The sequence below is a fragment of the Chryseobacterium angstadtii genome (assembly GCF_001045465.1).
Classification (GTDB): Bacteria; Bacteroidota; Bacteroidia; order Flavobacteriales; family Weeksellaceae; genus Chryseobacterium; species Chryseobacterium angstadtii.
The window spans coordinates 26,033-39,485 of the sequence record NZ_LFND01000008.1 but is presented as its reverse complement, the minus strand read 5'-3'; the positions used below and the strand labels follow the sequence as shown (position 1 = coordinate 39,485).

At 39.8% G+C, this 13,453-nt stretch carries 11 protein-coding genes; 6 read left to right on the top strand and 5 right to left on the bottom strand.

Features of this window, described 5'->3' with window-relative positions; all coding sequences use genetic code 11:
* Positions 1-873 carry an AadS family aminoglycoside 6-adenylyltransferase gene (locus tag ACM46_RS21220; protein WP_048508692.1) on the top strand — a complete coding sequence of 291 codons (873 nt, stop codon included), beginning with the start codon at positions 1-3 and terminating at the stop codon, positions 871-873.
* On the opposite strand, the gene ACM46_RS21215 is transcribed toward ACM46_RS21220, so the two are convergent.
* On the bottom strand, positions 870-2,453 hold the full coding sequence (locus tag ACM46_RS21215; RefSeq protein ID WP_048508691.1) for a GMC family oxidoreductase N-terminal domain-containing protein: 1,584 nt from the start codon (positions 2,451-2,453) through the stop codon (positions 870-872). The genes ACM46_RS21220 and ACM46_RS21215 overlap by 4 nt on opposite strands.
* Positions 2,454-2,589: 136 nt before the next feature.
* Between ACM46_RS21215 and ACM46_RS21210 the strand changes: the two genes are divergently transcribed.
* The 4 genes from ACM46_RS21210 to ACM46_RS21195 all read left to right on the top strand — a co-directional run bounded on the left by ACM46_RS21210 (position 2,590) and on the right by ACM46_RS21195 (position 7,431).
* Positions 2,590-3,207, top strand: coding sequence for a DUF1684 domain-containing protein (locus ACM46_RS21210; RefSeq protein WP_048508690.1), 618 nt, complete (start codon positions 2,590-2,592; stop codon positions 3,205-3,207).
* Positions 3,208-3,211: 4 nt separating this feature from the next.
* The gene (locus tag ACM46_RS21205) at positions 3,212-3,685 is read left to right on the top strand and encodes a GNAT family N-acetyltransferase (RefSeq protein WP_048508689.1); all 474 of its coding nucleotides are present in this window, start codon (positions 3,212-3,214) and stop codon (positions 3,683-3,685) included.
* A 73-nt stretch (positions 3,686-3,758) separates the two neighbouring features.
* A complete protein-coding gene (locus ACM46_RS21200; protein WP_048508688.1) occupies positions 3,759-4,568 on the top strand; it encodes a glucose 1-dehydrogenase in 810 nt (269 codons plus the stop codon).
* Between the two features lie 247 nt (positions 4,569-4,815).
* Positions 4,816-7,431, top strand: a complete 2,616-nt coding sequence (locus ACM46_RS21195) for an MGH1-like glycoside hydrolase domain-containing protein (protein WP_048508687.1) — start codon at positions 4,816-4,818, stop codon at positions 7,429-7,431.
* A 173-nt stretch (positions 7,432-7,604) separates the two neighbouring features.
* Here the strand turns inward: ACM46_RS21195 and recO are convergent, their stop codons facing one another.
* Genes recO through ACM46_RS21175 form a run of 4 tightly spaced genes read right to left on the bottom strand, consistent with a single transcriptional unit; the run spans position 7,605 to position 12,253 of the window.
* A complete protein-coding gene (gene recO, locus ACM46_RS21190) occupies positions 7,605-8,291 on the bottom strand; it encodes a DNA repair protein RecO (protein WP_048508686.1) in 687 nt (228 codons plus the stop codon).
* Entirely contained in the window at positions 8,291-10,543 is a 2,253-nt protein-coding gene (gene porZ, locus ACM46_RS21185) for a type IX secretion system anionic LPS delivery protein PorZ (protein ID WP_173426508.1), read from the bottom strand. Before porZ ends, recO begins: the two co-directional genes overlap by 1 nt.
* A gap of 1 nt (position 10,544) precedes the next feature.
* Positions 10,545-11,495: a bifunctional metallophosphatase/5'-nucleotidase gene (locus ACM46_RS21180; protein ID WP_048508685.1), complete on the bottom strand. Its 951-nt coding sequence runs from the start codon at positions 11,493-11,495 to the stop codon at positions 10,545-10,547.
* On the bottom strand, positions 11,495-12,253 hold the full coding sequence (locus ACM46_RS21175) for a 5'-nucleotidase C-terminal domain-containing protein (protein ID WP_048508684.1): 759 nt from the start codon (positions 12,251-12,253) through the stop codon (positions 11,495-11,497). The genes ACM46_RS21180 and ACM46_RS21175 overlap by 1 nt, the downstream gene beginning before the upstream one ends.
* 188 nt (positions 12,254-12,441) lie before the next feature.
* Here ACM46_RS21175 and dapA point away from each other — a divergent pair, with 188 nt between their 5' ends.
* Positions 12,442-13,314 (top strand): 4-hydroxy-tetrahydrodipicolinate synthase, encoded by an 873-nt coding sequence (gene dapA, locus ACM46_RS21170; RefSeq protein WP_048508683.1) that lies wholly within the window; start codon positions 12,442-12,444, stop codon positions 13,312-13,314.
* Positions 13,315-13,453 lie beyond the last annotated feature (139 nt).

Below are 13,453 nucleotides of genomic sequence, written 5' to 3'. Positions count from 1 at the left end.
ATGAAAGCGCGCAGGGAAAAACTGGAACAGATCATCAATTGGGCAGAAAATAATCCCGATGTTCGTGCCGTGCTGTTAACCAGTTCACTCGTTAATCCTTATGCGCCGGTAGATGATTTCAGCGACCTTGATGTAGAGCTGGTATTTGAAAATAAAGAAAAGTATGAGACCGGTAAAGAATGGATCTACCTTTTTGGTGAGGTGATTTCTATGGTAGAGGAAGATGATACCTGTTTTGAAGGAGTAAACGCCATGAAAATGGTACTGTATACCGATCATGTAAAGGTTGATTTTAAACTCTATCATAAATCAGCATTTATCAAAGAAATTCAGGAGGAAACCCTTCCTGAAGACTGGGATGTTGGATATAAAGTTCTGGTTGATAAAGATAATCTGACTAAAGATTTAAAACCGCCAACCTATCAGTCCATCATGATTCATCAGCCGACGGAGCAGAAGTTCAGGCAATTGATGAATGATTTCTGGTGGGATACTACTTACGTGGCAAAATGCCTTAAACGCGGCGATTTGTTTTATGCTAAATTCATGTCCGAAAATGTAATCAGGACAGATTATCTGGTTCCTCTCATCGAATGGTATATTGCCGGTCTTCATGGCTGGAAAAATATAACCACCAATAAACACGGACGGCTTTTCAAAAAATATCTGCCCGCAGAACTCTGGGTAAAAGTAGAAGCTACCTTCCCAGGAAGCGAGATAGAAGATAACTGGCGTGCTCTGTTTGCGTTTGCGGATCTTGTGCATGAGCTTGGGACAGCTTTGGCCGGAAAACTCAGCTTCGAATATCCCCAAAAACTGGAAGATGATATAAGGATCTACTTAGATGAGGTGAAATCGATGCCTCAGGCTTAGGCAAACTCATTCTGTCTGATTAAGTTTTCAATACAGTATTCCGCAATGGCGGTAATGGTCATAAAAGGATTAACGCCAATTGTTCCCGGAATCAGAGAACCGTCTAAAACATACAGATTTTCATGATCTCTTAATTTCCCGAATTCGTTGGTTGCTTTTCCCAATACACAGCCTCCCAGTGGATGATAACACACATCGGCCCCAAAGCCGTTATGGAATAAGAAATGGCTCCTCGTTCCACCATTTGCCTTATTCATTTTTTTGACGAAATAATCGGCGTTTTGCTTCATTTTGACTGTGTTTTCGGGAGTCCAGTCCAGGTGGAGATCTTGAGTCCCGACATGATACGAAACTTCACCTTTTTTGTCTACTCTGTTGATCAGCAGATAGAGCGCTGTTGCCACATCCATTCCCATCGGAAGAGGAGCGATTTCCGTGAAAAAAGGATGTTCTGCATCATCCCAGTTATCTATACCGCCAACAGGAATAGTGGACTGTTTGGATCCGGTTCCGCCGGAAAGAGGTTTTACCCAGTTTCTTCCTGTCATAAAATTTCCGTTATTGCCCCAGTTTTTCCCGATCTGTTCATGAACCGGAAATTGATTAACAGCATTGGAATGCAGGAGCAGCTTCAGAGTTCCCATAGTTCCTGCGGCAAGGATCAGTTTTTTACATTGAAATACCTTATCCGAAATTACAGCTCCTGAAGTATCCGTTTCCCGGACATTTAAAGTATAGGTTTTATCATGATTCAGCTGAATGTCTTCAACACGGTGAAGGTCCAGAATTTCAAGATTCCCTGTTTCCAAAGCTTTTTTGAGATAGGTTTTATCCAGACTGTTCTTGCCGTGATTGTTTCCGTAGATCACTTCCATATTAAGAGCAGAGCGGGGAACTTCATTTCTGTATTCCTTTTCCATGTACTGAAAATCGTAGACATTCGGAACCCTTATTGTTTTAAAACCTGCTTTATGGGCTTCCTCTTCACCAACTCTTGTAAACTGATAATAAGGACATTCTTTTAGAAACTGTTCACCGATGACATTCACTTTCAGTTCCTGATGAACTAAGGGAAAATAAGTCGTGTAAAATTTTTCAGCATCCAGATCAGGAAAAACCTCTTTAAAATAGCTCTGTTTTGGGGTAACCGCCATTCCGCCGTTCACCAGGGAACCTCCACCCACGCCTCTGCCTACCCAGATATTGATATGCTCGAAATTCATCCTGTCCAATGCTCCGGTAAAAGGAGTTAAAGAAAAAATATTCATAAACGGGGCAATCGTTTTCTTTTTGAGCCATGCCGAACTTTTCCCGGGTTTCAGCATACTGGAAAAAGGAATTCCCGATTTCTCCCAGTTGAGACCCATTTCAAGCATCACTACTTTTTTTCCGACCTCACACAGACGCAGGGCAGAAACAGCACCTCCGTAGCCGCTTCCGATAATGATGATCGGAGTTTCTCTCGTCGTAATGTCTTTCCTGCCGGTTTGAGGCTGCATGGCCTGAAACAGATTGGAATTGAGAAAATAAAAGCCTGATACGGCAAGAATGCCTGTTTTAATGAATTTCTTTCTGTCCATATAGACTTTTCGGGTCAAAAAATATGCTAAAGAAAATAGAATGTAGTTTATTTAAAACAGATTGTGCTTTTTTATTACAATTTTAACTTTTCATCCCCTGAAAAATTCATAGTTTTACCTATAATTAAAAGTATTCATGAAAAAATATTTAATCATACTTCTGCTGTTCCCGCTCTTCATTTTTTCTCAGAAAAAAGCTTCAAAAGAACTTATTGAAATCAAAAAATTTCAGAAAGACCTTAATGCAGAATATCTTAATCCTAAGGAAACACCTTTACGGGGAGATAATTTTACCAATTTCAAAGAACATCCGTTTTTTCCGGTTGATTTAAAATACAGAGTCACTGCGAAATTCACCAGGACAAAAAATGCTCAGCCTTTTGAACTTCCCACTTCTTCCGGTAAAACAAAACCTTATCAGGAATATGGAAAAGTCACTTTTGAACTTGATGGAAAGCCTTATACCCTCACTTTATATCAAAGTCTTGATCTGATAAAACTGGAAAAGTATAAAGACTACCTGTTTCTTCCTTTCCGCGATGCAACCAACGAGAAAGAAACCTACGGCGGCGGAAAATATATGGATCTGAAAATCCCGAAAGGAAATACCATGGTTCTGGATTTCAACCAGTCTTATCAGCCGTACTGCGCCTATAATGCCTACGATTACAACTGTCCTGTTGTTCCCGAAGAAAATAAGCTTCCGGTAGAGATTCGCGCAGGCGTAATGTATCAGGATATCTATCATCATTAAACATATGATTTACTTAGAACTTTTTAAACAGGAAGATTTCATTAAGCTTAATTATGCTTTGGATGAAGACCAGCTCCAGTATACTTCAACGGTAGAAAAGGCTTTGCAGAGAATTAAGGACAGAAGCGATCTGAAGGAATTTCCGGTCACTGTTTTTGAAAATCAAGAACCCGCAGGTTTTTTCGTACTGGATTTTGGGAATGATAAACTGGATCTTACGGATAATGAAAGCTCGGTTTTGCTGAGGTCTCTGTCCATCAACCCGGATTTTCAGGGCAAAGGGATAGGAAAAGCTGCCATGCAGATTGTTGATGAATTTGTGAGACAAAATTTCACAGACTGTGATGAAATTGTTCTTGCCGTTAATCAGAGAAATGTTCCAGCTTATCATATTTATCTTAAAACAGGTTATCTCTACGATGGTAAAACCAGAATCGGGAGAAGCGGTCCGCAGTATCTGATGTCTAAGAAAATTTAAGAAAATTTTAAATTTAAAAATCCTGTCCTGCTGAATTCTTTCCATAACTTTGAGTAATATCAAATCAAAAAATATGGAAATATCACTTCGTAATCAGGTCGCTGTTGTTACAGGAGCATCCAGTGGAATAGGTTCTGGCATTGCAAAATCTCTGGCTTCTGCAGGGGCAACGGTTATCGTCAATCATTCCTCAGAAAGGTCTACCGATGAAGCACAGGCTGTTTTAAAAGAAATTACAGACGCTGGCGGAAAAGGAATCACTTACCAATGCGATGTTTCCAAAGAAGATCAGGTGATTAAAATGTTTCAGGATAGTGTTGCAGAATTCGGAACTGTAGATATTCTGGTGAATAATGCAGGAATTCAGAAAGACGCTCAATTTACTGAAATGACGATAGACCAATGGAATGCCGTCATCGGAGTGAATCTTACGGGGCAGTTTCTCTGTGCACGCGAAGCCATCAAAGAATTTCTTCGTAGAGGCATAGATCCGTCCCGCTCCATTGCCTGCGGAAAAATCATTCATATCAGTTCCGTTCACGAGATTATTCCCTGGGCCGGTCATGCGAATTATGCATCCAGTAAAGGAGCAATAAGAATGCTGATGCAGACTCTCGCACAGGAATATGGAGCAGATAAGATCCGGATCAATTCCATCTGTCCCGGCGCCATTCAAACCCCTATCAATAAAGATGCATGGAGTACTCCGGAAGCATTGAATTCACTACTTAATTTAATTCCGTACAACAGAATCGGACAGCCGCAGGATATTGGAAATCTGGCTGCTTTTCTGGCAAGCGACCTGGCAGATTACATCACGGGAACCAGCATCTTCGTAGATGGCGGAATGACCACTTTTGAAAGCTTTTCTACGGGAGGGTAGAGCGTGTGTTCGGGGTTCGGGATACGAATTTCGAGGTACGGGATGCGAGTTGCGAGTTGGAGTGTCGTAAGGTTGGTGAGTTTTAGATCAGGAGGAGGGCCTGAACATTGGGAATATTGAATAAACGACCCATTTCTGGTGGCTGAGGCTCTCGAAGCCACCAGAAATGCATCACCTATCTGAAACCTACATTCATCATTAATACATCGTACATTAATACATTTTTACACTATACATCAAAAAGCATATGACCGAAAAAGAAAGACTTTCAGAAATTTCATGGAAAAAATGGGGACCCTACGTCAGTAACCGCGAATGGGGGCTTGTGCGCGAAGATTACAGCGCAAACGGAGACGCATGGAATTATACCAACCATGATACTGCGGAAGCCAAAACCTACCGCTGGGGTGAAGAAGGAATTTGCGGAATCTGCGATGATCTCCAGAAACTGGTTTTTTCCATAGGATTCTGGAACAAAAAAGATAAAATGGTAAAAGAACGTTTTTTCGGGCTTACCAACGGGCAGGGAAACCACGGCGAAGATGTTAAGGAATACTTTTATTATTTGGATTCTACCCCTACGCATTCCTATATGAAGATGCTGTATAAGTATCCTCAAAATGCCTTTCCCTATGAAGATCTTTTAAAAACCAATGCAGAAAGAAGCAAAGAAGAACCTGAATATGAGCTTATAGATACAGGAATTTTTGATCAGAATGAATATTTTGATATTTTCATAGAGTATGCTAAAGAAAGTGAGCAGGATATTTTGGTTAAACTTACCATCATCAATAAATCTGAAAAAGAAGCACCAATTATTATACTGCCTTCCTTATGGTTCAGGAACACCTGGAAATGGGGATATGATGATGAAAAACCCCAACTGGAAAGTGAAGAGGCGGATCGAATTGCGGTTCATCATCAGGATCTGGATATTAAAAATGTGTATGCAAAGCAGTCTTTAAAAACGCTGTTCTGTAACAATGAAACCAATAATGAAAGACTTTATCAGTCTGCGAATGAATCAAAGTACAGCAAAGACGGAATCAATGATTTTGTCATCAATGGAAATTCGCAGGCTGTCAATCCAAAAGGGACGGGAACGAAAGCTTCTTTTTTTATTGATGAAACTTTGAAAGGCGGAGAATCCAAAATTTTTGAATTCAGAATAACAGATAAAGAACCGGAGAAACCTTTTGATGCGTTTGACGAAATTTTCGATCTGAGGAAAAAAGAAGCAGATGAGTTTTATGCAAAAATTCAGGAAGACATACCATCGGAAGATGAAAAACTGGTTCAAAGACAGGCTTTTGCCGGAATGTTATGGAACAAAATGTTTTATCATTATAACGTGGAAAAGTGGCTGAAAGGAGATCCTGCAGAAATACCACCTCCTAAGTCCCGTGAAAAGATCCGGAATTTCGAGTGGAAGCACCTCAATAATGAACATATTATTTCCATGCCCGATAAGTGGGAATATCCATGGTATGCCACATGGGATCTTGCTTTTCATACCATCAGTTTTTCGTTGATAGACCCGGATTTTGCAAAACATCAGCTCAAACTTTTCCTGTTCGAATGGTATATGCATCCCAATGGGCAGCTTCCCGCTTATGAATGGGATTTAAGTGATGTGAATCCTCCGGTTCATGCGTGGGCCGTTTTCAGAGTCTTTAAAATAGATGAATACATCAAAGGAAAACCGGATCTGGAATTTCTGGAAAGTTCTTTCCAAAAGCTGCTCATGAATTTTACATGGTGGGTGAATAAAAAAGACAGCAACGGCAATAATATTTTTGAAGGCGGCTTTTTAGGCCTTGATAATATTGGTGTTTTCGACCGCAATACCACGCTTCCGAATGGTGAGCAGCTGGAACAGTCGGACGGAACAAGCTGGATGGCGATGTTTGCCCTGAATATGATGAGAATAGCACTAGAACTGGCTTTGTACAACAATGTATATGAAGAAATGGCGATGAAGTTTTTCGAACATTTCCTTTCCATTGCCAATTCCCTGGATAATATGGGGGATGAAGAGTTCAGTCTCTGGGATCAGGAAGATGAATTTTTCTATGATGCCATTGCTTCCAGTGATGGGACTCATATGTATTTGAAAATGAGAACTGTTGTAGGGCTTATTCCGATGTTTGCCGTTGAGGTAATAGATGATGAAATGATTGAAAAACTTCCCAATTTCAAAAAAAGAATGAAATGGGTTCTTGAAAACAAACCGGAGCTGGCCTCGCTGGTGTCAAGATGGGAAGAGAAAGGGCAGGATTCCAAGCACCTTCTTTCACTGCTCCGCGGGCACCGTTTAAAGAGACTACTGAAAAGAATGCTTAATCCGGCAGAGTTTTTAAGCGATTATGGAGTCCGGGCTTTATCCAAAGAGTATGAGCAGACCCCGTATACCTTAAATTTAAACGGAACAGATTATTGTGTGAAATATACGCCTGCTGAAAGTGACAGCGGCCTTTTCGGAGGAAACAGCAACTGGCGCGGACCGATCTGGTTTCCTATTAATTTCCTGATTATCGAAAGTCTCCAGAGATTCTTTTTCTATTACAGCCCGGATTTTATGGTGGAATATCCTACCGGAAGCGGAAATTACTCAAATCTGGATGAGATAGCAGATTCGCTGAGTAAAAGACTTTCTAAAATATTTTTAAAAGATGAAAACGGAAAACGTCCGGTGAACGGGCAGTACGAAAGATTCCAGACCGATCCTGATTTTAAAGACTATATTCTATTTTACGAATATTTTCATGGCGACAGCGGAAGAGGTGTAGGAGCATCCCATCAGACAGGATGGACGGGCCTTATTGCAAAAATCCTGCAACCGAGGTTTTCTAAAAAATGTTGAGAAGGTAAAAAGGGCGAAGGAAGCTGAGAAGGCAAAGAGGCGAAGGAGGCTGAGAAGGCTTATAGCTGATAGACGTTTCAGGGTAACTTTCTGTATATTCAATAGGGGCGGGCTTCAGCCCGCTTACAGGATATACACATTACAAAGGCTTTAGCCAAAGTTTTTCATCTATTTTATTCAAAAATCTGCTGGATGACTTCCAGTGATGCCGGAATTTTAAAATCCGTAATGTGATAATGATAGTATACAAGAAGACTATCCAGAAAATCCTTTCTTAAAGAGTTGGGAACCTTTGTGGTATAGAGATTTTCTGCGAAGAGTGCTGTTTTCCAGATGGATGATATTTCCTCACCGAACAACTGGTGGGAAGCTCTATCGGAGAATGTCCCGGTTTCAGGATCCAGATAAATGCCGTCATTGATCAGAGGAGCAACTCCCTGAATTTTTAATAAGGTAATAAGGAACAACAGATGACACTGGTAATTTTTACAAGCCAGTTCATTGACAAATTCATCAATACTGAAAAAGAGACCTGGATTTTTGTTTTCATGTCTCAAAATCTGATTCAGGAAATCTGAAATGAAAAATATCACCGTATTGGCTTTAATGTCCATGTATAAGTCATGGCCTTTTACCAGTTCAAACCCTGAAACAGAAGGGATACCGTTGCCTCGTGCCGGATTAATGGTAAAACTGAGCATGCTCAATGGCTGAAGCAGGGCCTTCTTTTTATTTCTTTTGGAATAAATTCCTTTTACAAAATAGGTCTGAAAGCCGTCTTCTTCTGTAAAACAATGCAGAACTGCATCATTTTCGCCATATTTTATATAGGATAATAGAAATCCGTTTTGTAAGTTCATTAATTCACCACAGCTATTTTTGCAGTAGCTTTATCAGATCCGTCTTCATTGGTCATCAATACAAAATAAATACCTGAAGCTACTCTGGTGCCTTTCTGGTTGGTAAGATCCCATTCGTAATAGCCTCCTCTTGCGACTGCAGAATGAATAACATTTCCTGCTGCATCTGCAATTCTGATATTGGTTTTTTCTGCAAGTCCTTTGATGGTTACTTTTCCTTTGAAGTTAGAATACACTACAGGATTAGGATAAACCACTACATTTCCGAAATTAGCCGTTACATCTGCCACATCTCCCTGATAAGCTACAATACCGTTAAATGTTACAAAATATACCTTTCCAGTCTTTCGGTCTACCTTGATATCGGTAACGGAATTGGTAGGCAGAGGAGAATTTTCTTTGGTGAAATGCTTAATCGTCTGCTGCCCGTCTGCAGAAAGATAATAGACACCGCCGCCATCTACAGAGATCCATTTGTAATTTCCGGCATCTACTTCCACCTGAAGAATCTGGGAATCTCTGAAAAGTTCTTCACCAAGTCCGCTTTGCTCAATGATGATAGGTTCCACTTTAGGATCCGGATTCTTTATTTCAGCTGCGGCATTGGCTAATATTCTCAATCCGCTGTCTGTACCTATCCAGGCGTCTCCGGATTTATCGAAGGCAACAGATAAAGTTCCTTTCGAGTTTCCTGCAAATCCGTTGGTATCTTTTAATATATATTCTGTATCATCAGAAAGATTGGCAGCATTTTTATAATCGTATACAAGGAAGTTGTTGGTTCTTGGAAGAGGCATCCACAACATATTTTCATAAACAACAGGCTTCTGCGCACCATCACTCGACAATCCGATTTTTTTCAAAAGGAAATTGTCCGCAGCTTTGTCATATATCCATACGGCAGGGCTTCCCGCATTAAATCCTATCGATACAAAGAGGTTGTTCTGATTGTCTGTTGCAAATCCTGAAGGTCGGAAATCTCCCGGGTAGTATTTCATGAAATCAAAATCTTTACTGGTAGGATTATATTTCATTCTGAAAACTCCCCGATCAGTATTATTTGTATAGTTGGTGAAGAAAACCTCACTGTTGTCCGTAGGGTTTATTACAGCATCCAGTACATTAACAGCACCTGTATTACCAATGAAATAGGATGGGTAAATCCATTCTGATCCGTTAAAATAATAGAATCCAGGTTTTTTTGGATTGGATGCGCCCTGATTGTATCTGTTTATCCTTGATCCGGATGAAACCAGCATCTGATTGTTATCATACAGATTGACTTTGTATGATGAGTTTGAATAAGGACCTGATGGTTTATACGTATTATTGCCCTCGTCTTTTATTCCGGATAGGATGGTTCCTCCGTATATTTTTCCGGTGGTGGTTGTAATGGCCGTATTACAGTCTTCTCCTAAACTTACAGCGTTGAGAGATACTCCGTTCAATCCGAAAGTATATATTCTGCCATCTGTTACAACAATATTATTTGAGCTTATAACAATGTCCTTGATATTTGTAAAAGCTGCCGGAAGCGGAGTGGGAGCTCCGTTGTTATAGATAAATGCGGATGTTGCTGAAGAGAAAATAAGGAGTGAAGACTCCGAATCAATTTGTTTAAATGTTCCCGGAACTTCTGTGGTCCAGGTTGTGAATACCGGAAGCGTGATATTCATTTCATGGCTTTTCAGGCCGCTGTTGGTTGCAGAATATACCTTATTTCCAAAGATGGTAGCTTCATTACTGGCTTCGTATACACCGCCGCCGGTCATAAAGAATGAAGAATCTCCGAATTCCAGTTTTTTAAGATTAAAGATAGAAATCCCGTAGCCTACAGAAATCACAGCCTGATCTCCCGTAATGGAAACATGATTAATGCTTTTGCTTCCGCTGTAACCTGCAGCAATAGGAATATCCACTACATACTTAATTTCCTGAGGGGTAATAATATCCAGGGATCCGTTTGCATAGCCTATCACGCCTACCTTAGTCTGCGAATTGTAATCGAATGCAGTTATCCCTACATCATGCAGTCCGCTGGCTTTTGACAGCTTGGTAACCTCTCCTGTTGAGATGGTATAATAAAATATCCCGTTTTCCGTCGCGGCAATTATCTTCCCATTGTCTTCTTTCATGGCCAAGACATTGTTGTAGGAAAAAAGATCCGTCCATTTTTTTGATGAAATGACCTGCGCATTAAAGAACTGCAGGGAGGTTAAAATACCAAGAGAGATTAAAGAGAGTTTTTTCATATTATACGGTTATGCTGCTGTCTATGGCCTGGTTGTTCCAGGAAATATGCTTTACGTTTTTATTAGCGTCAAAATAAAAATCTATTCTGCCGAGAAGAAGACCTGCCCATCCTACCTGATTGACCAGAACATTTTTACCCTGTCTGTTGGTGAATGTCTGCGGTTCCGGTAAAAAAGTATGGGTATGCCCACCCAGGATAAGGTCTATGTTTTCCGTTTTTGCGGCAAGGATTTTATCACTGATTTTATTGGGTTCGTCTCTGTAATCGTAGCCGATATGTGAAAGGCAGATCACAAGATCACATTTTTGTTCGTTTTTCAGGAAGTTGGAATAATGCTGTGCTACTTCTACAGGATCTGAATACACGGTTTCGCCATACTGCTTTTTGCCCACAAGGCCGTCCAGCTGGATACCCACTCCGAAGATTCCTACCTTTATTCCATTCTTATTAAAAATTTTATAAGGTGAAGTTTTTCCGTCCAGAATCGTGTTTTTAAAATCATAGTTGGAGCAGATGAATGGAAACTTCGCGTTGGGAAGCACCTTTAAAAATCCGTCCAGACTGTTGTCGAAATCATGATTTCCCATGGTGGAGGCATCATATTTCATCATAGACATCAGTTTAAATTCCAGTTCACCACCGAAGAAATTAAAATAGGGAGTTCCCTGAAAAATATCACCGGAATCCAGCAGAAGAATATTATTTTCCTGGCTTCTGATCTGCTGTATAAGACTTGCTCTTCTCGCAAAACCTCCCTGATTGGGGTTTCTTGTATAGCTTGAATCAAAAGGTTCTATCCGGCTGTGCTGGTCGTTGGTATGAAGTATGGTCAGTTTATTGGCAGACGTAAATGGATTGAGTTTCAATTCTTCCGCCATCATCATATTGGGAGCTAAAGCTGCTGCTAAAGATCCGCTACCTATTACTTTTAAAAAACTTTTTCTATCCATTATTTCTTACCGATAAAATTTAAACGTACATCTGTGTTTGGAACTACTTCAGGATTTTTCTTGAAATATTCAATGAAAAGATCTCTCAGTCTGATTCCGGTAGAAATAGCTTCTCCTTTGGAAAAGAATTTCATATTATCTCCGCCGAGTGCCAGATAATCGGAAGTGGCAATGTAGTAATCTTTGGAAGGATCTACAGATTGCCCATTCACTTTATATTGGCTAAGCTGTCCGTTGTTGGTTTCAATATATAAATGAGAAACAGGATTGTTCACCTGAGTTTTTGCATAATATTCAAAAAGTCCCTGAAGGTCTGATCCTTTCATTTTTACAATAATCAGTTCATTTTCGAAAGGCATTACCTCAAAAATGTTTTTCAGAAAGATATCTCCTTTTCCAATGGTTGTACGGATTCCTCCGATATTGATAAGGGCGCCATCTACATTTTTCTGCAGGTTCTTTTTTGTCCATGCATCAGCTCCTTCAAAGGTATAGTCGGCTAAAAGATTACCCAGATTGCTGTTGTCTCCCTGTTTGGTAAGGTCTAAGCTGGTGTGGGAAATTTTCTGATTCATTTCCTTGTCCAGTTTTTGCTTGTAGGGTTCTATCACTTTTACAAACTCCTCATCATTCTTCAGCTCATTATTAATAGAAATATTTTTCTGTGGCTTTACATCCGCCAGCTGCAGCGTGGAAGCTGTCTTGCAGGCAGTAAGGGAAGCCAGAGCAATTCCTAGTAACAAGAATTTATTTTTCATATGCTGTAAATTATTTTTTAGGCCATATACAATCGCAAGTCCTTATGTACTTTTATAATAACTTAGTTCATAGCGATGGCATACTATCTTTTAATATATGCAAATATAATTATATGTAGAATAAAACATTATTATTTATACAAATTCTTATCGTAAATTATTAAATTTGACAAAAATAATTCTAACAGATGAGCATTTTAAAAGGAGTAGGTGTTGCTTTGGTGACGCCCTTTAATGAAGATTTATCCGTAGATTTCGAAAGTTTAACCAAACTGGTTGACTATAATATCGAAAACGGAACCAATTATTTAGTTGTTTTGGGAACTACAGCAGAAGCTGCAACGCTTTCTGAAGAGGAGAAGAAACAGGTGATTGAGCATATCATTAAGGTTAATAATAAACGTCTTCCTTTGGTTTTAGGAATTGGCGGAAATAATACTCTTGACGTAAAGAAACAGATAGAAGATGCGGATCTTTCTGAATTTGAAGCCGTACTTTCCGTATCTCCATACTACAACAAACCGAATCAGGAAGGGCTTTATCAGCATTATAAAGCATTGGCTTCCACAGGTAAGAATATTATCATTTACAATGTTCCGTCAAGAACGGGACAGAATGTTGAAGCTGATACAACGATCCGTTTGGCGAATGAGTTTCCTAATCTGTTTATGATTAAAGAAGCGGCACCAAACATTCTTCAGTATTTTGATATTTTAAGAAAGAAGCCGGAAGGATTTTCATTGGTTTCAGGAGATGATGAGTACACACTTCCTGTAACGCTTGCCGGTGGAGACGGGGTGATCTCCGTAATCGGACAGGGATATCCAAAAGAGTTTTCTACAATGGTTCAGCTCGCTTTTGAAGGAAAAGTGAATGAAGCTTACGCGATTCACAATAAGCTGGTAGAGATCACAAGACTTATTTTCGCAGAAGGAAACCCTTGCGGAATTAAAGTGATTCTGACAGAAAAAGGAATCATTAAGAACTATCTCAGACTTCCTCTTGTTCAGGCTTCTGAAGGGCTGTATGCGAAGATCAAAGCTGAGATGGCGAAAATCTAAGAAATGTCAATAGTGAATAGTGAATAGTGAATAGTGAATAGTGAATTTTTCAAAGTATGGAAAACATTGGCCATTCACTTGCGAAGCAAAATTGACCATTGAAATAAAATAATAAGGTGAAAAGTTCCGGCTTTTCACT

Coding starts and splice junctions, on each gene's coding strand:
- ACM46_RS21220 (WP_048508692.1), top strand. CDS start 1: ATGAAAGCGCGCAGGGAAAAACTGGAACAGATCATCAATTGGGCAGAA.
- ACM46_RS21215 (WP_048508691.1), bottom strand. CDS start 2,453: ATGGACAGAAAGAAATTCATTAAAACAGGCATTCTTGCCGTATCAGGC.
- ACM46_RS21210 (WP_048508690.1), top strand. CDS start 2,590: ATGAAAAAATATTTAATCATACTTCTGCTGTTCCCGCTCTTCATTTTT.
- ACM46_RS21205 (WP_048508689.1), top strand. CDS start 3,212: ATGATTTACTTAGAACTTTTTAAACAGGAAGATTTCATTAAGCTTAAT.
- ACM46_RS21200 (WP_048508688.1), top strand. CDS start 3,759: ATGGAAATATCACTTCGTAATCAGGTCGCTGTTGTTACAGGAGCATCC.
- ACM46_RS21195 (WP_048508687.1), top strand. CDS start 4,816: ATGACCGAAAAAGAAAGACTTTCAGAAATTTCATGGAAAAAATGGGGA.
- recO (WP_048508686.1), bottom strand. CDS start 8,291: ATGAACTTACAAAACGGATTTCTATTATCCTATATAAAATATGGCGAA.
- porZ (WP_173426508.1), bottom strand. CDS start 10,543: ATGAAAAAACTCTCTTTAATCTCTCTTGGTATTTTAACCTCCCTGCAG.
- ACM46_RS21180 (WP_048508685.1), bottom strand. CDS start 11,495: ATGGATAGAAAAAGTTTTTTAAAAGTAATAGGTAGCGGATCTTTAGCA.
- ACM46_RS21175 (WP_048508684.1), bottom strand. CDS start 12,253: ATGAAAAATAAATTCTTGTTACTAGGAATTGCTCTGGCTTCCCTTACT.
- dapA (WP_048508683.1), top strand. CDS start 12,442: ATGAGCATTTTAAAAGGAGTAGGTGTTGCTTTGGTGACGCCCTTTAAT.